At 71.9% G+C, this 17,887-nt stretch carries 19 protein-coding genes; 15 read left to right on the top strand and 4 right to left on the bottom strand.

The window, feature by feature from the left end; genetic code table 11:
• Positions 1-245 precede the first annotated feature (245 nt).
• The 9 genes from infA to AC6I72_RS12765 all read left to right on the top strand — a co-directional run bounded on the left by infA (position 246) and on the right by AC6I72_RS12765 (position 6,742).
• Positions 246-467, top strand: coding sequence for a translation initiation factor IF-1 (gene infA, locus AC6I72_RS12805; protein WP_003948620.1), 222 nt, complete (start codon positions 246-248; stop codon positions 465-467).
• Positions 468-537: 70 nt separating this feature from the next.
• Positions 538-651: a 50S ribosomal protein L36 gene (rpmJ, locus tag AC6I72_RS12800; RefSeq protein ID WP_003998809.1), complete on the top strand. Its 114-nt coding sequence runs from the start codon at positions 538-540 to the stop codon at positions 649-651.
• Positions 652-852: 201 nt separating this feature from the next.
• Complete coding sequence (gene rpsM, locus AC6I72_RS12795) at positions 853-1,233, top strand: 30S ribosomal protein S13 (RefSeq protein ID WP_037858429.1); 381 nt, start codon at positions 853-855, stop codon at positions 1,231-1,233.
• A 65-nt stretch (positions 1,234-1,298) separates the two neighbouring features.
• Positions 1,299-1,703: a 30S ribosomal protein S11 gene (gene rpsK / locus AC6I72_RS12790; RefSeq protein ID WP_003956432.1), complete on the top strand. Its 405-nt coding sequence runs from the start codon at positions 1,299-1,301 to the stop codon at positions 1,701-1,703.
• 144 nt (positions 1,704-1,847) lie between these two features.
• The gene (locus tag AC6I72_RS12785) at positions 1,848-2,870 is read left to right on the top strand and encodes a DNA-directed RNA polymerase subunit alpha (protein ID WP_003966937.1); all 1,023 of its coding nucleotides are present in this window, start codon (positions 1,848-1,850) and stop codon (positions 2,868-2,870) included.
• Positions 2,871-3,062: 192 nt separating this feature from the next.
• Complete coding sequence (gene rplQ / locus AC6I72_RS12780) at positions 3,063-3,548, top strand: 50S ribosomal protein L17 (RefSeq protein ID WP_037858430.1); 486 nt, start codon at positions 3,063-3,065, stop codon at positions 3,546-3,548.
• A gap of 141 nt (positions 3,549-3,689) precedes the next feature.
• Positions 3,690-4,544 carry a tRNA pseudouridine(38-40) synthase TruA gene (gene truA, locus AC6I72_RS12775; RefSeq protein WP_498000900.1) on the top strand — a complete coding sequence of 285 codons (855 nt, stop codon included), beginning with the start codon at positions 3,690-3,692 and terminating at the stop codon, positions 4,542-4,544.
• 111 nt (positions 4,545-4,655) lie between these two features.
• Positions 4,656-5,966 (top strand): UDP-glucose dehydrogenase family protein, encoded by a 1,311-nt coding sequence (locus AC6I72_RS12770; RefSeq protein WP_498000899.1) that lies wholly within the window; start codon positions 4,656-4,658, stop codon positions 5,964-5,966.
• Positions 5,963-6,742, top strand: coding sequence for a polyprenol monophosphomannose synthase (locus AC6I72_RS12765; protein WP_498000898.1), 780 nt, complete (start codon positions 5,963-5,965; stop codon positions 6,740-6,742). The genes AC6I72_RS12770 and AC6I72_RS12765 overlap by 4 nt, the downstream gene beginning before the upstream one ends.
• 78 nt (positions 6,743-6,820) lie before the next feature.
• Here AC6I72_RS12765 and AC6I72_RS12760 read toward each other — a convergent pair whose 3' ends face one another.
• Positions 6,821-7,690 (bottom strand): hypothetical protein, encoded by an 870-nt coding sequence (locus AC6I72_RS12760; RefSeq protein WP_498000897.1) that lies wholly within the window; start codon positions 7,688-7,690, stop codon positions 6,821-6,823.
• Between the two features lie 369 nt (positions 7,691-8,059).
• Between AC6I72_RS12760 and rplM the strand changes: the two genes are divergently transcribed.
• The 3 genes from rplM (at position 8,060) to glmM (ending at position 10,693) form a co-directional block, all read left to right on the top strand.
• Positions 8,060-8,503: a 50S ribosomal protein L13 gene (gene rplM, locus AC6I72_RS12755; protein WP_498000896.1), complete on the top strand. Its 444-nt coding sequence runs from the start codon at positions 8,060-8,062 to the stop codon at positions 8,501-8,503.
• A 42-nt stretch (positions 8,504-8,545) separates the two neighbouring features.
• Complete coding sequence (gene rpsI, locus AC6I72_RS12750) at positions 8,546-9,058, top strand: 30S ribosomal protein S9 (protein WP_360972035.1); 513 nt, start codon at positions 8,546-8,548, stop codon at positions 9,056-9,058.
• Between the two features lie 276 nt (positions 9,059-9,334).
• Positions 9,335-10,693 (top strand): phosphoglucosamine mutase, encoded by a 1,359-nt coding sequence (gene glmM, locus AC6I72_RS12745; RefSeq protein WP_498000895.1) that lies wholly within the window; start codon positions 9,335-9,337, stop codon positions 10,691-10,693.
• Between the two features lie 140 nt (positions 10,694-10,833).
• On the opposite strand, the gene AC6I72_RS12740 is transcribed toward glmM, so the two are convergent.
• Together AC6I72_RS12740 and coaA are read right to left on the bottom strand one after the other, a co-directional pair.
• Positions 10,834-11,778 (bottom strand): DUF389 domain-containing protein, encoded by a 945-nt coding sequence (locus AC6I72_RS12740; protein ID WP_498000894.1) that lies wholly within the window; start codon positions 11,776-11,778, stop codon positions 10,834-10,836.
• A gap of 28 nt (positions 11,779-11,806) precedes the next feature.
• Entirely contained in the window at positions 11,807-12,775 is a 969-nt protein-coding gene (gene coaA, locus AC6I72_RS12735) for a type I pantothenate kinase (protein WP_498000893.1), read from the bottom strand.
• Positions 12,776-13,084: 309 nt separating this feature from the next.
• On the opposite strand from coaA, the gene glmS reads away from it, so the two are divergent.
• The 3 genes from glmS (at position 13,085) to AC6I72_RS12720 (ending at position 15,689) form a co-directional block, all read left to right on the top strand.
• A complete protein-coding gene (gene glmS / locus AC6I72_RS12730) occupies positions 13,085-14,932 on the top strand; it encodes a glutamine--fructose-6-phosphate transaminase (isomerizing) (RefSeq protein WP_498000892.1) in 1,848 nt (615 codons plus the stop codon).
• Positions 14,933-15,070: 138 nt separating this feature from the next.
• Complete coding sequence (locus tag AC6I72_RS12725; RefSeq protein ID WP_498000891.1) at positions 15,071-15,283, top strand: DUF4287 domain-containing protein; 213 nt, start codon at positions 15,071-15,073, stop codon at positions 15,281-15,283.
• Positions 15,284-15,317: 34 nt separating this feature from the next.
• Positions 15,318-15,689 carry a holo-ACP synthase gene (locus tag AC6I72_RS12720; protein WP_498000890.1) on the top strand — a complete coding sequence of 124 codons (372 nt, stop codon included), beginning with the start codon at positions 15,318-15,320 and terminating at the stop codon, positions 15,687-15,689.
• Positions 15,690-15,738: 49 nt separating this feature from the next.
• Here AC6I72_RS12720 and AC6I72_RS12715 read toward each other — a convergent pair whose 3' ends face one another.
• Entirely contained in the window at positions 15,739-17,853 is a 2,115-nt protein-coding gene (locus AC6I72_RS12715; RefSeq protein WP_498000889.1) for a PP2C family protein-serine/threonine phosphatase, read from the bottom strand.
• Positions 17,854-17,887 lie beyond the last annotated feature (34 nt).

Below are 17,887 nucleotides of genomic sequence, written 5' to 3'. Positions count from 1 at the left end.
TTCTCTTCTCCTCCCGCTCGCTTCCGCCCGCTCCCGCGCCGCTTCCCGCGGCCCTCGTCCGTGCCGGTCCGGCGACGGCGGGCCGGCCTGCGTAAAGATCTCCCGAGCGGGGCAGACTCTCCCGATTCGTGTTTCCGGGTGCGCTGACGTAGACTGACTCGTCGGCTCTCGTGCACCCGCATGTCCGCATGCTCCCGCAAGGGAAGCAGAGAGTCGATCAAGGTAGTCGATTCGAAGGGCGAAGCGTGGCCAAGAAGCAAGGTGCCATCGAGATCGAGGGCACTGTCGTCGAGTCTCTGCCGAACGCCATGTTCAAGGTCGAGCTCCAGAACGGCCACCAGGTCCTGGCACACATCAGCGGCAAGATGCGTATGCACTACATCCGCATCCTCCCTGACGACCGGGTCGTGGTGGAGCTTTCTCCGTACGACCTGACGCGTGGCCGGATCGTCTACCGGTACAAGTAGATCTTGCCCACGTCCCGAGGCCGCGAGGCAGCGGGACCGCCGGCAACTGACCCGGAGAACCTCACATCCCATGAAGGTCAAGCCGAGCGTCAAGAAGATCTGCGACAAGTGCAGGGTGATCCGCCGTCACGGCCGGGTCATGGTCATCTGCGAGAACCCGCGCCACAAGCAGCGCCAGGGCTGACGCACGACCGACCGCTCCCTCTGCACCTGATCCGCAGAGTTTCGCGCGACGCGAGCTGAATGTGTACATACGCAGGACACAGGCGGAGTCTTCCTCCGTCTGACACCCCCGGTTCGGAGGCCGGGGACCCGGTTCGTACCTGGTACGGCGGCCGGGAACCTGTTCTGCGGAAGACCTCCGAAGATCAACTGGAGCCATTGAATGGCACGCGTTTCCGGTGTTGACATCCCGCGCGAAAAGCGCGTGGAGGTCGCCCTCACCTACGTGTTCGGCATCGGCCGGACCCTCTCCCAGCAGACGCTGGCCGCCACCGGCGTCGACCCGAACACCCGCGTCCGCGACCTCTCCGAGGAGCAGCTCGTCGCGATCCGCGAGTACGTCGACAACAACATCAAGACCGAGGGTGACCTCCGTCGCGAGATCCAGGCCGACATCCGCCGCAAGGTCGAGATCGGCTGCTACCAGGGTCTGCGGCACCGCCGCGGTCTGCCCGTCCGCGGTCAGCGCACCAGCACGAACGCCCGTACCCGCAAGGGCCCGCGTCGCGCCATCGCCGGCAAGAAGAAGCCGGGCAAGAAGTAGTCCGCAGCGGACTCGCCGTCCAGCGGTCTTCGCTGTAGGACCGACCACCTCCCGTAGGAGAAGACATGCCCCCCAAGGGACGTCAGGGCGCTGCCAAGAAGGTGCGCCGCAAGGAAAAGAAGAACGTCGCTCACGGCCACGCGCACATCAAGAGCACGTTCAACAACACGATCGTCTCGATCACGGACCCGTCGGGCAACGTGATCTCCTGGGCCTCCGCCGGCCACGTCGGCTTCAAGGGCTCCCGGAAGTCCACGCCGTTCGCCGCGCAGATGGCCGCCGAGTCGGCTGCCCGTCGCGCGCAGGAGCACGGCATGCGCAAGGTCGACGTGTTCGTCAAGGGCCCGGGTTCCGGTCGTGAGACCGCCATCCGTTCGCTCCAGGCGACGGGTCTCGAGGTCGGCTCCATCCAGGACGTCACCCCGACCCCCCACAACGGCTGCCGTCCGCCGAAGCGTCGTCGCGTCTGACGCCGGCCCGGTCAGTGGTTCAGGGCGGTACGGCTCCTTCGGGCCGTGCCGCCCGTACCCTTGCAGTACCCGCACTTCTCATGGGTGCGGTTTCCGTCGGGCGTCAAATAGCGGGCGTCCACGAAAGAAGGATCTGATCCACAGATGCTGATCGCTCAGCGACCTTCGTTGACCGAAGAGGTCGTCGACGAGTTCCGCTCCCGGTTCGTGATCGAGCCGCTGGAGCCGGGCTTCGGCTACACCCTCGGCAACTCCCTCCGCCGTACCCTCCTGTCGTCGATCCCCGGCGCTGCTGTCACCAGCATCCGCATCGACGGCGTCCTGCACGAGTTCACCACCGTGCCGGGCGTCAAGGAGGACGTCACCGACCTGATCCTCAACATCAAGCAGCTGGTCGTCTCCTCGGAGCACGACGAGCCGGTCGTGATGTACCTGCGCAAGCAGGGTCCGGGTCTGGTCACCGCCGCCGACATCGCGCCCCCGGCCGGTGTCGAGGTGCACAACCCCGACCTCGTCCTCGCCACGCTCAACGGCAAGGGCAAGCTGGAGATGGAGCTGACCGTCGAGCGCGGTCGCGGTTACGTCTCCGCCGTGCAGAACAAGCAGGTGGGCCAGGAGATCGGCCGCATCCCGGTCGACTCGATCTACTCGCCGGTTCTGAAGGTCACGTACAAGGTCGAGGCCACGCGTGTCGAGCAGCGCACCGACTTCGACAAGCTGATCGTCGACGTCGAGACCAAGCAGGCGATGCGTCCGCGTGACGCCATGGCCTCCGCGGGCAAGACGCTGGTCGAGCTGTTCGGTCTCGCCCGCGAGCTGAACATCGACGCCGAGGGCATCGACATGGGCCCGTCCCCCACGGACGCCGCCCTCGCCGCCGACCTCGCGCTGCCGATCGAGGAGCTGGAGCTGACGGTCCGCTCCTACAACTGCCTCAAGCGTGAGGGCATCCACTCCGTGGGTGAGCTGGTCGCGCGCTCCGAGGCCGACCTGCTCGACATCCGCAACTTCGGTGCGAAGTCGATCGACGAGGTCAAGGCGAAGCTGGCCGGCATGGGCCTGGCCCTCAAGGACAGCCCGCCCGGATTCGACCCGACCGCCGCCGCGGACGCCTTCGGCGCCGACGACGACGCGGACGCCGGGTTCGTGGAGACCGAGCAGTACTGACAGCTCGGGCCTTCCGGTCCGGTCCCGGCTGCCGGTCCGCTGTGGCGGGCCGCGCAGTTCCCCGCGCTCCTTCGGGGCGCGGACCCTCCGGGGCGCCTGAGAAGGCGCCCCGGATCTCCGACAGGCGACCGCCTGCTCGGATACTGACTCCGGTACCTGATACGGCCGGGGCAGACACCTAGGAGAAACATCATGCCGAGGCCCACCAAGGGTGCCCGTCTGGGCGGCAGCGCCGCGCACGAGAAGCTCCTCCTCGCGAACCTCGCGAAGAGCCTCTTCGAGCACGGCCGCATCACCACCACCGAGGCGAAGGCCCGCCGCCTGCGTCCGTACGCCGAGCGTCTGGTCACCAAGGCGAAGAAGGGCGACCTTCACAACCGCCGTCAGGTGCTCCAGGTCATCACGGACAAGAGCGTCGTCCACACGCTCTTCACCGAGATCGGCCCGCGGTACGAGAACCGTCCCGGTGGCTACACCCGCATCACCAAGATCGGTAACCGCCGTGGCGACAACGCGCCCATGGCCGTCATCGAGCTGGTCGAGGCGCTGACGGTGCAGCAGCAGGCCACCGGCGAGGCCGAGGCCGCCACCAAGCGTGCGGTCAAGGAGGCCGAGGAGGCCAAGGCCGAGCAGACCGAGGCCACCGAGGCTCCTGCCGAGGAGTCCAAGGACGCGTAAGCGTTCTGCGGGGGGCTGGGTGATCGCGGCCGCGGCACCGTCGTGGCCTGTCGCGCAGTTCCCCGCGCCCCTTTGCGGCGTTCGCGGGCCCGTCCTTTTTCAAGGACGGGCCCGCTTTCGTGCGGGTGAGAGGATCTCTGGGTGAGTGACGAAGTACAGCCTGGTCATGTCCGTGTCCGCCTGGACCTGTCCTACGACGGCAGTGACTTCCACGGCTGGGCCAAGCAGGCCGGCGGGAAGCGGACCGTGCAGGGCGAGATCGAGGACGCGCTGCGCACGGTGACCCGGTCGCGCCGGACGTACGAGCTGACCGTGGCCGGGCGGACCGACGCCGGGGTGCACGCGCGCGGCCAGGTGGCCCACGTGGACCTGCCGGAGGAGGTCTGGCGCGAGCACCACGAGAAGCTGCTCAAGCGGCTCGCCGGGCGGCTGCCCAAGGACGTGCGGGTGTGGGCGCTGAGGCCCGCGCCCAGCGGTTTCAACGCCCGCTTCGCCGCCGTCTGGCGCCGGTACGCCTACCGCGTCACCGACAACCCCGGCGGCGTCGACCCGCTGCTGCGCGGGCACGTGCTGTGGCACGACTGGCCGCTGGACGTCGACGCGATGAACGAGGCCGCCCGGCCGCTGCTCGGCGAGCACGACTTCGCCGCCTACTGCAAGAAGCGCGAGGGCGCGACCACCATCCGCACCCTCCAGGAGCTGAGCCTGGTGCGCGGGGCCGACGGGATCATCACGGCGACCGTCCGCGCGGACGCCTTCTGCCACAACATGGTGCGCTCGCTGATCGGGGCGCTGCTCTTCGTCGGGGACGGGCACCGCCCGCCCGGCTGGCCGGCCGAGGTGCTGGCCGCGGGCGTCCGGGACTCCGCGGTGCACGTCGTACGGCCGCACGGCCTGACCCTGGAGGAGGTCGGCTACCCGGCCGACGAACTGCTGGCCGCGCGCAGCCGTGAGGCGCGCAACAAGCGGTCGCTTCCGGCCACCGGCTGCTGCTGACGCCGCCCGGTCACCCGCCGTGACGGTACGGTCGGTGCCGGGCGGGAACTCGCAGGGACGGTCCGACCGCCGTACGGCGGTGGCGGGGGCGTACGGCGAGGAGGGCGGCCCATGCGGCTCACCGTCATCGGCACCGGCTACCTGGGTGCCACGCACGCCGCCTGCATGGCGGAACTCGGGCACGAGGTGGTCGGGGTCGACGTCGACGCGGGCAAGGTCGCCGCGCTGCGGGCCGGCCGGGTGCCGTTCCACGAGCCCGGGCTGGCCGCGATGGTCGCCCGGCACACGGCGAGCGGGCGGCTGCGGTTCACGTCCTGCTACGAGGAGGCCGGTGCCTTCGGGCAGGTGCACTTCGTGTGCGTGGGCACCCCGCAGCGCAAGGACGGCGACGCGGCCGACCTGACGTGCGTCGAGAGCGCCTTCGCCGCCCTCGCGCGGCACGCGCGCAAGAACGCTCTGCTGGTGGGCAAGTCGACCGTGCCGGTCGGCACGGCCGCGCGGCTGGCCGCCGGGCACTGCGTCGAGATCGCCTGGAACCCGGAGTTCCTGCGGGAGGGCTTCGCCGTCGAGGACACGCTGCGCCCGGACCGGCTGGTGTTCGGGGTGCGCACGGCGCGTGCGCAGCGGCTGCTGAGGACCGTGTACGCGCCTCTCCTGGCCGCCGGGACACCGCTGGTCGTGACCGACTTCGCCACCGCCGAACTGGTGAAGACCGCCGCGAACTCCTTCCTCGCCACCAAGATCTCCTTCATCAACGCGATGGCCGAGGTGTGCGAGGCGGCGGGCGGCGATGTGCGCGAGCTGGCCGAGGCGCTGGGGTGCGACGAGCGGATCGGGCGGGCGTTCCTGCGGGCCGGGGTGGGGTTCGGCGGGGGCTGTCTGCCCAAGGACATCCGTGCCTTCGCGCACCGGGCCGCCGAGCTGGGCGTGGACCTGGGCTTCCTGCGCCAGGTCGACGCGATCAACATGCGGCAGCGGGACCGGGTGATCGCCCTGGCCAGGCAGCTGTGCGGGGGCACGGTGCTCGGGGCGCGGGTGGCGGTGCTGGGCGCGGCCTTCAAACCGGACTCCGACGACATCCGCGACTCGCCCGCGCTGAACGTGGCGGCGCGGCTGGATCTCGACGGCGCCGACGTGACGGTCTACGACCCCGAGGCGATGGACAACGCCCGCAAGGCGTTCCCGCTGCTCGGCTACGCGCTGTCGGTGGAAGAGGCGCTGCGCGGGGCGGAGCTGGTGCTGCACCTGACCGAGTGGCCGCAGTTCCGGCAGGTCGATCCGCGCCGGGCGGCGGCCCTGGTGTACCGTCCGCGGATCGTGGACGGGCGGGGCGTGCTGGACTCGCGGGCGTGGCGGGCGGCGGGCTGGCGGTTCCGGGCGCTGGGTGCTCCCGCGCCGGACGGGGAGGGCGAGGAGAGATGACGCAGCCGAAGGAGCGCCGTGCGGGCGCGGGCGGCGGGCCCGCGGTCACGGTGGTGATGCCGACGTACAACGAGGCGGGGAACCTGGCGCGGACGGCAGAGGCGGTGCTGGGGCTGCCGCTGGGCGGGCTCCGGCTCCTCGTCGTCGACGACGACAGCCCGGACGGCACCGGGCGGATCGCCGACGAGCTGGCGGAGAAGTACGGCGTGGACGGGCCCTCGGGGCGCCGCCGGATGGGCGTGCTGCACCGCACCCGCAAGGACGGCCTGGGCCGGGCGTACACGGCGGGCATGACGGCCGCGCTGGCGGACGGCGCCGACTACGTCGTGCAGATGGACGCCGACGGCAGCCACCCGGTGGAGGCGGTGCCGCGGATGCTGGAGGCCGCGCTGTCGTCGGGGGCCGGGCTGGTGGTGGGCAGCCGGTACGTGGCGGGCGGCTCGCTGGACGAGCGGTGGGGCGCGCACCGGGTGCTGCTGTCCCGGTTCGCCAACGCCTACGCGCGGGCGGTGCTCGGCACCCGGATCAAGGACATCACCGCGGGCTTCAACCTGTGGTCGGCGGCCACGCTGCGGGACGTGGGCCTGTCGACCCTGGACAGCGCGGGCTACAGCTTCCAGGTCGAGCTGAAGTACCGCGCGGTGCGGGCGGGGCACCGCGCCGTCGAGGTGCCGATCCGGTTCGGGGAGCGTACGGAGGGTGCGTCGAAGATGACGCTGCGCACCCAGCTGGAGTCGGCGGTGGTGCCGGTCAGGCTGCGTCTGAAGCGGCGGTAGCGGCCGGGACCGGCCGCGCCTTCGCTCTCGGATCCGCGGACGCGACGGGCGCCCGGCCCGCCTTTTTGTGCGCAGCTCTCACTGTCCGCTCGCGGCGGAGGCCTGGGCCTCGCCGCGCCGGCGGATCTGGCGGAACGTGTACTCGGCGAGGTCGTCGCCGGTGCGGAACACCTTGGTGTCCTTGGTCGTCACGTCCTTGCCGCCGGGGAAGCCGGTGAGGGTGAAGTAGGCGTAGCGGCCGTAGGAGTTGGTGGTGGAGCGGCAGACCGCGCCGTCGCAGAAGGCCTTGACGCCGCTGCCGGCGAGCGGCTTGACGATGCTCTTCTTGTCGGCCTGGCCCTTGGCCCTGGCGGCCTGCGTCCCGGTGTCGAAGACGGCGACGCCGACGGTGACCGCGATGCCGTCGCGGGTGTAGGTCGCGCGGATCAGGCGGGTGCAGCCGTTGCCGGTGAGGACCTTGGCGAGGGTGCCCTGGACGGCGGAGGCGCAGTCACGGGTGTCGGCCGTGGGGCCCTTCTCGTAGACGGTGCCGCCCATGGTCAGCCGGGTGCCCCCGAAGAGAGTGCCGGGGCCGAGCGGGGCGGTGTCCTTCTTCGCGCTGGATATGAAGTCCTTCGGGTCCAGCGGCGGCGGGGCGCTGGTGGGTTCGAAGGAGGGTCCGGAGGCCGAGCCGCTGGGCAGGGCGGCGGTGGGCGGCGGGGAGGCGTGGCCGCCGGAGCCGCCGTCGGCCGAGATCACGGCGACGGCGACGGCCGCGCCGACGGCGACGGTGGCCAGTGCGCCCCCGCCGATGAACAGGAGCCGGCGCCGCTTGGCGCGCGTCTCGGAGGCCTCGGCGAGTGCCGCCCAGTCCGGGGTCCCGTCGTCGCCGCCGTTCGACGCCTGCTGCGCGTTCGGTTTCCAGGGATCCCACTGGGACTGCGAGCCGCCCCCCTGCCCATAAGTCATGGGCGGCATCCTAACGGCGCCCCACGGCCCCCGGACGCGCCGCGGGCCGCCGCGGCGGCTTGCCCCCGGCCGTCCCGCGGGCCCCCGCCCCGGCCGGGGCCGGGGCGGGGCGGACGTACACTGGGGCGGAACAGGCGGGACCGGCGCGGCGGCCGTCGTTTTGACCCACGGTGTGCCGCCCGGGTAGTCTGCTTGTTCGTTGTGTATTGGCTTGGCTCTTCTCACGGACCCGGCCCTTACACCGGTCCACCGGGCCGATGACCAGCGACCAGCACGCGGTTTGCGTCACCGCTGTGCGGTCAGGGCTGTCGTGATCGTCTTCGGTGACCTTGTCAGGACCATTCACTGAAGAAGCGAAGGCTACGAACCGTGCGTACGTACAGCCCCAAGCCCGGCGACATCACGCGCCAGTGGCACGTCATCGACGCCCAGGACGTCGTCCTGGGTCGCCTGGCGACCACCGCCGCCACCCTTCTGCGGGGCAAGCACAAGCCGATCTACGCGCCGCACGTCGACGCTGGTGACTTCGTCATCATCATCAACGCCGACAAGGTGCACCTCTCCGGCAACAAGCGGACCCAGAAGATGGCGTACCGCCACTCCGGCTACCCGGGCGGTCTGCGCTCCGTCCGCTACGACGACCTCCTCAAGAACAACCCGGAGAAGGCCGTCGAGAAGGCGGTCAAGGGCATGCTCCCCAAGAACTCCCTGGGCCGTCAGATGCTCTCGAAGCTGAAGGTCTACAAGGGTGACCAGCACCCGCACGGCGCCCAGCAGCCGGTGCCGTTCGAGATCACCCAGGTCGCGCAGTAAGTCCGGCCACCCCCTAAGACTGAACAGAATCTGAGGAGAATCGTGGCCGAGACCACTGCCGAGCAGCCGATCGAAGAGATCGACATCGAGAGCTACACCACCGAGTCCGAGGTCCCCGTCGAGGGCGAGTACACCTCGGAGTCCATGGCCTCCCGCTTCGGCGAGCCGCAGCCGGCCGCCGGCCTGGGCCGCCGCAAGAACGCCATCGCCCGCGTCCGGATCGTCCCGGGCACCGGCAAGTGGAAGATCAACGGTCGCACCCTCGAGGACTACTTCCCGAACAAGGTGCACCAGCAGGAAGTCAACGAGCCCTTCAAGGTGCTGGAGCTCGAGGGCCGTTACGACGTCGTCGCCCGCATCGCCGGTGGCGGTGTCTCCGGCCAGGCCGGCGCCCTCCGTCTCGGTGTCGCCCGCGCCCTGAACGAGGCCGACGTCGACAACAACCGCGGCCCGCTCAAGAAGGCCGGCTTCCTCAAGCGCGACGACCGTGCGGTCGAGCGCAAGAAGGCCGGTCTCAAGAAGGCCCGCAAGGCTCCGCAGTACAGCAAGCGCTAATCAGCGGCTGCCTGCGGACAGGCCTACTCCGAACGCCCCGGCGGCACGCCACTGTGCCGCCGGGGCGTTCGTTTATCACCGGCCTTGGGCGTATAACGGCACAAGGTGCTCTAGTGCTCAGGTGCTCAGCAGCTCAGCCGCTCAGCGGCTGGTGTGATCGGATGCCCGGCTCAGGGATCCGCGGGCGCATCGAGAACATCGAACCCAGTGAACGGTGAACGCGCGCTGAGAACCTCGGCACGGCTTCACGAACTGACGCTTCCTCAAGGAGGACAAGTGGGACGACTCTTCGGCACGGACGGCGTGCGTGGTGTCGCCAACGCGGACCTGACCGCCGAGATGGCGCTCGGCCTGTCCGTCGCCGCGGCGCACGTACTGGCCGAGGCGGGCACCTTCGAGGGGCACCGCCCGAAGGCCGTGGTCGGCCGGGACCCGCGCGCCTCCGGTGAGTTCCTGGAGGCCGCCGTGGTCGCGGGCCTGGCCAGCGCCGGCGTGGACGTGCTGCGGGTCGGCGTGCTGCCGACGCCCGCCGTGGCGTACCTGACCGGCGCGCTCGGCGCGGACCTCGGCGTGATGCTGTCGGCCAGCCACAACGCCATGCCGGACAACGGCGTCAAGTTCTTCGCCCGCGGCGGCCACAAGCTCGCCGACGAGCTGGAGGACAGCATCGAGAAGGTCTACGAGGAGCACCGCACCGGCGCGCCCTGGGACCGTCCGACCGGCGCGGGCGTCGGCCGGGTCCGCGACTACGACGAGGGCTTCGACAAGTACGTCGCCCATCTCGTCGGTGTCCTCCCGAACCGGCTCGACGGGCTGAAGATCGTCCTGGACGAGGCGCACGGCGCCGCCGCCCGGGTCTCGCCCGAGGCGTTCGCGCGGGCCGGCGCCGAGGTGATCACCATCGGGGCCGAACCCGACGGCCTCAACATCAACGACGGCTGCGGCTCCACCCACCTGGGCCAGCTGAAGGCCGCCGTCGTCGCGCACGGCGCCCACCTCGGCATCGCGCACGACGGCGACGCCGACCGCTGCCTGGCCGTGGACCACACCGGCGACGAGGTCGACGGCGACCAGATCCTGGCCGTGCTCGCGCTGGCGATGCGGGAGCGTTCCGCGCTGCGCTCCGACACCGTCGTCGCGACCGTGATGTCCAACCTGGGCTTCAAGCTGGCCATGGAACGCGAGGGCATCCACCTCGTGCAGACCGCCGTCGGCGACCGCTACGTCCTGGAGGAGATGAAGTCCGGTGGCTTCGCCCTCGGCGGCGAGCAGTCCGGCCACGTCATCATCCTCGACCACGCCACCACCGGCGACGGCACGCTCACCGGTCTGATGCTGGCCGCCCGGGTCGCCGCGACCGGCCGTACGCTGCGGGAGCTGGCGGGGGTGATGCAGCGCCTGCCGCAGGTCCTCGTCAACGTCCCCGACGTCGACAAGTCCCGGGTGAAGACCTCCGCGGACCTGGCCACGGCGGTCGCCGAGGCCGAACACGAGCTGGGCGAGACCGGACGCGTGCTGCTGCGCCCCTCGGGCACCGAGCCGCTGGTGCGCGTGATGGTCGAGGCCGCGGACATCGAGCAGGCCCGCTCGGTGGCGGGGCGGCTGGCGGACGCGGTGAAGTCGGCCCTGGGCTGAGCAACGGACGGCGGTACCGCGGGACGGTCACGCGGCTCGCGACGGCGCGAACCGCGTGACCGTCCCGTTCCCGTCCGGCGGTTCACCGCGTGAGCGTGCCGGTCGGGTGCGGGGCGGCCTCCCGCGTGAGCGTCCCGGAGCTATCCGGCGGTCTTCCGCATCCGTGCCCGCTGCGTCGACCAGAGCCACTTCTGGAAGAGCAGGGTGAGCGTGCCGGCGAGGACGATGCCGAGGAGGTTCAGCAGCAGCTGCTTGCTGGAGCCCCAGGTCTGGGCGGTGTCGCCGTAGGCGAACGCGACGGCCGCGTTGGCGGCGGCCGGGACGGTGGTCACGGAGATGGCGACGCCGACCAGGGCGCCGGACTTGGCCGAGGTCAGCGACAGCGTGCCGGCGATCCCGGCGAGGACCGCCACCACGAACGAGAACCAGTCGGGGGCGTACACGAAGCTGGTGCTGGGCCGCGGGCCCTCCAGCTTCGCCTTGCTGAACAGGCCGACGGCGTCCATGAACAGGCTGAAGCCCACGGTCACGGCCATCGCCAGCGCGAACCCCGCCAGCAGCGCCACCAGGGAGCGCAGCGCCAGTCTGGGCGCCCGCCGCACCAGGGCCGTGCTGATGCCGGCCAGCGGTCCGAACTCCGGTCCCACCGCCATCGCGCCGACGATCAGGACGGCGTTGTCGAGCACCACACCGCAGGCGGCGATCATCGTGGCCAGCGTGATGAACGCGAGGTAGGTGATCGACAGCGTCGACTCCTCGTGGGTGGCCTCGGTCAGCTCCTCCCACAGCACCGCGTCCGCGGCCTCGCCCGGCGCCTCCTCCTCGGCCTTGTCGGCCCGGTCGGACAGCGAGAGGTCGATGCTCTCCACGGCGATGGAGCCGGTCCGGTCGATGCCCAACTCCCTGAGACCGCCGAGGAGTTCATCGGCGGCCTCCCGGGCGACGTCGCACATGACCACGTCACCGGAGGGGCTGCGGGCCGCGCCCGGCAGCACGACGAGGTGCGCGGTGCCGACCGTCCGGTGGATCAGCCCCGCCACCTCGTCGGTGCGGTCGGCGGGGGTGATCAGTCGCAGATGCAGCATGCAGGGCAGCGTAGACGTCCCGCCGCGGTCACAACTTCCGCAGCCGCAGCCGCTGCACCTTGTGGTCGGGCCCCTTGCGCACGACGAGCGTGGCCCGGCCGCGGGTGGGGGCGATGTTCTCCACCAGGTTGGGCCGGTTGATGGTCCGCCACATGGTGCGCGCGTAGTCGAGGGCCTCGTCCTCGGAGACCTGGGTGTACTTGCGGAAGTACGAGGAGGGGTCCTGGAAGGCGGTGTCGCGCAGCTTGCGGAACCGGTTCAGGTACCAGCGCTCGACGTCCTCGGTGCGGGCGTCGACGTACACGCTGAAGTCGAAGTAGTCGGCGAGCCCGACCCGGGTGCGGCCGTCCTGGCCGGGCAGAGCGGGCTGCAGGACGTTCAGGCCCTCCACGATCAGGATGTCGGGGCGGCGCACGGTGAGCTTCTCGCCGGGCACGATGTCGTAGATCAGGTGCGAGTAGACGGGCGCGGTGACCTCCGCCTTCCCCGCCTTCACGTCGGCGACGAACCGGGTGAGCGCCCGGCGGTCGTACGACTCCGGGAACCCCTTGCGCGCCATCAGGCCGCGTGCCTGGAGTTCGCGCGTCGGCAGCAGGAACCCGTCGGTGGTCACCCGCTCCACGCGCGGATGCTCGGGCCAGCGCGACAGCAGTGCCTGGAGCAGCCGGGCCACGGTCGACTTGCCGACGGCGACCGATCCCGCAACCCCTATGACGAAGGGGGTGCCGGACTGGGAGCCCTGCTCACCGAGGAACGTGTTCAGCGCGCCGCGCAGCCCGTCGGTCGCGCCGACGTACAGATTGAGCAGCCGGGACAGCGGCAGGTACACGTCCCGCACCTCGTCGAGGTCGATGACGTCCCCGAGCCCGCGCACCCGTTCCACCTCCTCCGCGGTGAGCGGCAGCGGCGTCTTGTCGCGCAGCGCACTCCACTCGGTACGGGTGAGGTCGACATAGGGAGTCGCCTCCGGCCTGGGCCGGTGGGCGCTCCGGGGCATCGAGGGGACCGGAGAGATCACAGTCCATTGTTAACGGAGTTCGAACGGCGTGGGGGGTGGGGTGGGTCACGTGAGCGCGCCCGCGTCGCGCCGGCTCCACGGTCGGACACCGGCCGGCGGTACGGCTGGTCACCTGCGGGGCCGCCGTGCCGCGGGCGGCAGCTCACCGGGCCGCGGTGACGGCGTGAGGGATTGCGCGGGGGGCGTACGGTCCGGGGCCGCGAGACCCTTCGTACCCCGGCGGGAATTTCCGATTTCGGGCATGCAGAGGCGGGTTTCGTCGGCTGACGGGCCGTAGGCTGCGGAGCCATGTGCGGAATCGTGGGATATGTGGGTTCGCAGTCGGCGCTCGACGTCGTGATGGCCGGGCTGAAACGGCTGGAGTACCGGGGGTACGACTCGGCGGGTGTCGCCGTTCTCGCGGACGGCGGCCTCGCGGCGGCCAAGAAGGCCGGGAAGCTGGTCAACCTGGACAAGGAACTGGTCGAACGGCCGCTGCCGACCGGTTCCACCGGCATCGGGCACACCCGCTGGGCCACCCACGGCGGCCCCACGGACGCGAACGCCCACCCGCACCTCGACAACGCCGGACGCGTCGCCGTGGTCCACAACGGCATCATCGAGAACTTCGCCCTGCTGCGGGCGGAGCTGGCCGAGCGCGGGCACGAACTGGCCTCCGAGACCGACACCGAGGTCGTCGCGCACCTGCTGGCCGAGGCGTTCTCCTCCTGCGCCGACCTCGCCGAGGCCATGCGCCTGGTGTGCCGGCGCCTGGAGGGCGCCTTCACCCTCGTCGCCGTGCACGCCGACGCGCCCGACGTCGTCGTCGGCGCCCGCCGCAACTCCCCGCTCGTCGTGGGCGTCGGCGAGGGCGAGTCCTTCCTCGCCTCCGACGTCGCCGCGTTCATCGCCCACACCCGCTCCGCGATCGAACTCGGCCAGGACCAGGTCGTCGAACTGCGCCGGGACGGCGTCACCGTCACCGGTTTCGACGGGCAGCCCGCCGAGGTCCGCTCCTACAACGTCGACTGGGACGCCGCGGCCGCAGAGAAGGGCGGCTACGACTACTTCATGCTCAAGGAGATCGCCGAGCAGCCCAAGGCGGTCGCCGACACCCTCCTCGGCCGCATCGACGCCGCCGGCTCCCTGACCCTGGACGAGGTGCGGATCAGCGCCGCCGAACTGCGCGAGACGGACAAGGTCGTCATCATCGCCTGCGGCACGGCCTTCCACGCCGGCATGATCGCCAAGTACGCCATCGAGCACTGGACCCGCATCCCCTGCGAGGTCGAACTCGCCAGCGAGTTCCGCTACCGGGACCCCATCCTGGACGCCCGGACCCTGGTCGTCGCCATCTCCCAGTCCGGCGAGACCATGGACACCCTGATGGCGCTGCGCCACGCCCGCGAGCAGGGCGCCAAGGTCCTCGCCATCTGCAACACCAACGGCTCCACCATCCCGCGCGAGTCCGACGCGGTGCTGTACACCCACGCCGGACCCGAGGTCGCCGTCGCCTCCACCAAGGCCTTCCTCACCCAGCTCGTCGCCTGCTACCTCGTCGCCCTCTACCTCGGCCAGGTGCGCGGCACCAAGTGGGGCGACGAGATCCGCGCCGTCATCCGCGACCTCTCCCAGATCGGCGGCGCGGTGGAGCGCGTCCTGGACACGATGGAGCCGGTACGGGAACTCGCCCGCTCCCTCGCCGGCAAGAACACGGTGCTCTTCCTCGGGCGGCACGTCGGCTATCCCGTGGCCCTGGAGGGCGCGCTCAAGCTCAAGGAACTCGCCTACATGCACGCCGAGGGCTTCGCGGCGGGCGAGCTGAAGCACGGTCCGATCGCGCTGATCGACGAGGACCTGCCCGTCGTCGTGGTCGTCCCGTCCCCGCGCGGCCGGTCCCTGCTCCACGACAAGATCGTCTCCAACATCCAGGAGATCCGGGCGAGGGGCGCGCGGACGATCGTGATCGCCGAGGAGGGCGACGAGGCGGTCGTCCCCTACGCCGACCACCTCATCCGCATCCCCGCCACCCCGACCCTGCTCCAGCCGCTGGTCGCGACGGTGCCGTTGCAGGTCTTCGCCTGCGAACTGGCCACCGCCCGGGGCAACGAGGTGGACCAGCCCCGCAACCTCGCGAAGTCGGTGACGGTGGAGTAGCCCTCCGGGGCGGCGCGGCGGCGGTGAAGGGCCCGGCCGGGAGGGCGGCGATGAGTTTCCGCGCCGCTGTCGGTCCCATGGGGGACAGTCGTCACTCGTGGGAGCGACAACGCCCCGGCACCGGAAGGACGTTCCGCCATGACCGCACCCGTCAAGGGCCCCGCCGCCTACTTCCCGTCCATCGAGAAGAAGTACGGCCGGCCGATCGCCGAGTGGCAGCAACTCGTCCGTTCCTCGCCGCTGACCCGGCACATGGAACTGGTCGGCTGGCTCAAGTCCGAGCACGGAATGGGGCACGGGCACGCCAACGCGCTGGTGGCGCACACCCTCGCCGAGGGCAGCGCCGGGTGACCACCCGGCGGGCGCGCACCCGTAGGGTCGCCCCATGAGCATCATCGGGGTCGGCATCGACGTGGCCGAGATCGACCGGTTCGCGGCGTCGCTGGAGCGGACGCCCGCACTGGTCCGGCGGCTCTTCGTGGAACGGGAGTTGCTGCTGCCGAGCGGGGAGCGGCGGGGCATGGCCTCGCTGGCCGCCCGGTTCGCCGCGAAGGAGGCCGTCGCGAAGGCGCTGGGCGCCCCGGCCGGACTGCTGTGGACGGACGCAGAGGTGTACGTCGAGGACAGCGGGCGGCCACGGCTGCGGGTGAAGGGCTCGGTGGCGGCGCGGGCCGCCGAACTCGGCGTACGGTCCTGGCACATCTCGCTCAGCCACGACGCGGGGGTGGCCTCCGCGGTGGTGATCGCGGAGGGATAGCCGGGGCGGGCCCACGGGCGGGTGGCGCGGCGCGTTTCCTGGCGCGCCGTCAGCCGGCTCCGGGCCCGGCGTCCGCGTCCGGGCCTGCTGCTGTTCCCGTCTCCGCGCCTGCGTCAGTCCGCGTGACCGTGTCCCCGTCCGTGCCCGCGCCTGTCTCCGCGTCCGTCTCCGACCGTGTGACCGTGTCCCCGTCCGGGTCCGTGCCCGCGCCTGTCTCCGACCGCGTGACCGTGTCCCCGTCCGTGCCCGCGACCGTTCCTGTCCCCGTTCCCGTCTCCGCGTCCGCCTCCGTCCCCGTCCCCGTCTCCTCTGCCCTCGCGTCCCTGGCGACCACGCGGAACGCCAGTACCGTCGCGTCGTCCTCCGTCTGCGGGCCGGTGAGGTGGGTGACCAGGTCGCGGACGAACGCGTCGAGCGCCTCGCCGCCCGGCGGGATGCCGTCCGCGGCGCGGTCCGCCACGGCGCGCAGCAGCCGCGAGGAGTCCCGGTCGAGGTCCGAGCCGCGCCGCTCGATCAGGCCGTCCGAGTAGAGCAGCACCACGTCCCCGGGGCGCAGCCACGTCTCGGCGGCCGTGTAGGTCTCGTCCGGCAGGACGCCCAGCGGCATGCCGGGGCCGCCCGGGGGCGGACCGAGCAGCACCGGTTCGCCGCCGCGGACCAGGACCGGCGGGGGATGGCCCGCGCAGGTCCAGCGCAGCAGCCCGCGGTCGGGGTGGAAGCGGGCGATGACCGCCGTGGCGGTGGACTCCTCGCCGTCGTCGCAGGCGACCGTGTTGAGCCAGCCGGTCAGCCGCTCCACCCACTCGCCGGTGTACGCCAGCCCGGCCAGCGCGTACCGCAGCTTCGCCATGAGGGTGACCGCTTCGAGGCCGTGCCCGCGGGCGTCCCCGAGCGCGATGAGCACCTTCCCGGAGGGCAGCACACGGGTCTTGTACCAGTCACCGCCCACCCGCGCGGCGCCCGCCTCGGGACGGTAGGCGGCGGCGGCCTCGATGCCGTGCCGGGCCAGTTCCGCGGGGAAGGCGGGCAGTACCGCGTCCCGCAGCCGCTCCGCCACCTCCGCGACGGCGTCGGCCCGCTCCCGCTGCGCCCGCGCCTCCCGGATCGCCTGCTCGGCCAGGGCACGGCTGCGCCGGTCGGCGGTGACGTCGTGGAGCACCGCGCGCACCGCCCACACCGGCCCCGAGGGCGGGCGGACCGGCTCGGCGACGAACCGCAGGATCCGGCCCCCCGGCCCGGCGAGCCGCAGGTCGCACTCGGCCACCGGCGCGCCCAGCAGGACGTCGTGGACCGCCCGGTACAGCGCGTCCAGGCTCTCCGGGGCCACCATGCGCCCCAGCTCCAGCAGACCGGGCGGTGGCTGCGCGGCGGACAGGCCGAGCGCGTGGGCGAATCCCGACGACGCCTCGACGCTCCCGTCGCCCAGGCTCCACTCGGCCCAGGACACCCCGACCAGGCGCTGCGCCTCCTGCACCATCACGGACTCGTGCCCGCGCTCCCAGCTGAGCAGCAGCAGATCCCCGAAGGGAGTCACCCGTACTTCGCTGCTCACCCGGACGGTGAGGTCGCCGGGCCCCGGCAGCGGCCAGTCGGCGGGCTCGGGCCCCTGGGAGCGCCCGGTGCGCAGGGCCTGCGTGAGCAGGCGGGGGACGGCCGTGCCCACGAGGGTGGGCAGGCGCTCGAACAGCGGCACCGGACCGGTCCACGGAGGCAGGGCGCCGGGCGGCAGATACCGGGCGCCGTACTCGCGGGCGGCCCGGTTCTGGCCGACGTACAGGAACTCAGGGGCGGCAAGGTCCGGGGCGGGGGAGCCCGCCTCGGGGAAGTCCGCGGCGGGGGAACCCGCATCGGTGGAGTACGGCTCCGCATCCGGGGGTACCGGGCCGGGGGAGGGGCAGATGATCGTGACGGGGATCGGCAGGGAGTCGAGCAGGCGCAGCACCGGCGCGTCCACGGTCGCGGGCCGGGGGAGCGCGCTCGCCCGCGGGCCGCGCGCCGAGTGCTCGCGCCCGGCGTCGCCGCAGGCGCTCACATGCCGGCCGATCCTGAACCGCTGCTCGGTGAGCAGCAGCTCCAGGGACTTCAGCCGCAGCCGGCGCGTTGCGTCCTGGCCGGGTGCCGCCCAGGGGTGCGGCGCGTCGAAGCCCGCCGGTTCGTCCGCCATCCGCTCGCGCCTTCTCCCTCGCTCCGCCCGGGAA

The sequence above is a fragment of the Streptomyces sp. Xyl84 genome (assembly GCF_059731885.1).
Note: the sequence above shows the minus strand (reverse complement) of the source record. Positions and strands in the feature narration are given on the sequence as shown.

What these genes read in the sequence shown, in the direction of transcription:
- AC6I72_RS12725 (WP_498000891.1), top strand. Translation starts at nt 15,071, where the DNA reads ATGACCGCACCCGTCAAGGGCCCCGCCGCCTACTTCCCGTCCATCGAG.
- rplQ (WP_037858430.1), top strand. Translation starts at nt 3,063, where the DNA reads ATGCCGAGGCCCACCAAGGGTGCCCGTCTGGGCGGCAGCGCCGCGCAC.
- AC6I72_RS12785 (WP_003966937.1), top strand. Translation starts at nt 1,848, where the DNA reads ATGCTGATCGCTCAGCGACCTTCGTTGACCGAAGAGGTCGTCGACGAG.
- AC6I72_RS12720 (WP_498000890.1), top strand. Translation starts at nt 15,318, where the DNA reads ATGAGCATCATCGGGGTCGGCATCGACGTGGCCGAGATCGACCGGTTC.
- rpsK (WP_003956432.1), top strand. Translation starts at nt 1,299, where the DNA reads ATGCCCCCCAAGGGACGTCAGGGCGCTGCCAAGAAGGTGCGCCGCAAG.
- AC6I72_RS12765 (WP_498000898.1), top strand. Translation starts at nt 5,963, where the DNA reads ATGACGCAGCCGAAGGAGCGCCGTGCGGGCGCGGGCGGCGGGCCCGCG.
- AC6I72_RS12760 (WP_498000897.1), bottom strand. Translation starts at nt 7,690, where the DNA reads ATGACTTATGGGCAGGGGGGCGGCTCGCAGTCCCAGTGGGATCCCTGG.
- AC6I72_RS12740 (WP_498000894.1), bottom strand. Translation starts at nt 11,778, where the DNA reads ATGCTGCATCTGCGACTGATCACCCCCGCCGACCGCACCGACGAGGTG.
- rpmJ (WP_003998809.1), top strand. Translation starts at nt 538, where the DNA reads ATGAAGGTCAAGCCGAGCGTCAAGAAGATCTGCGACAAGTGCAGGGTG.
- AC6I72_RS12770 (WP_498000899.1), top strand. Translation starts at nt 4,656, where the DNA reads ATGCGGCTCACCGTCATCGGCACCGGCTACCTGGGTGCCACGCACGCC.
- coaA (WP_498000893.1), bottom strand. Translation starts at nt 12,775, where the DNA reads ATGCCCCGGAGCGCCCACCGGCCCAGGCCGGAGGCGACTCCCTATGTC.
- AC6I72_RS12715 (WP_498000889.1), bottom strand. Translation starts at nt 17,853, where the DNA reads ATGGCGGACGAACCGGCGGGCTTCGACGCGCCGCACCCCTGGGCGGCA.
- rpsM (WP_037858429.1), top strand. Translation starts at nt 853, where the DNA reads ATGGCACGCGTTTCCGGTGTTGACATCCCGCGCGAAAAGCGCGTGGAG.
- glmS (WP_498000892.1), top strand. Translation starts at nt 13,085, where the DNA reads ATGTGCGGAATCGTGGGATATGTGGGTTCGCAGTCGGCGCTCGACGTC.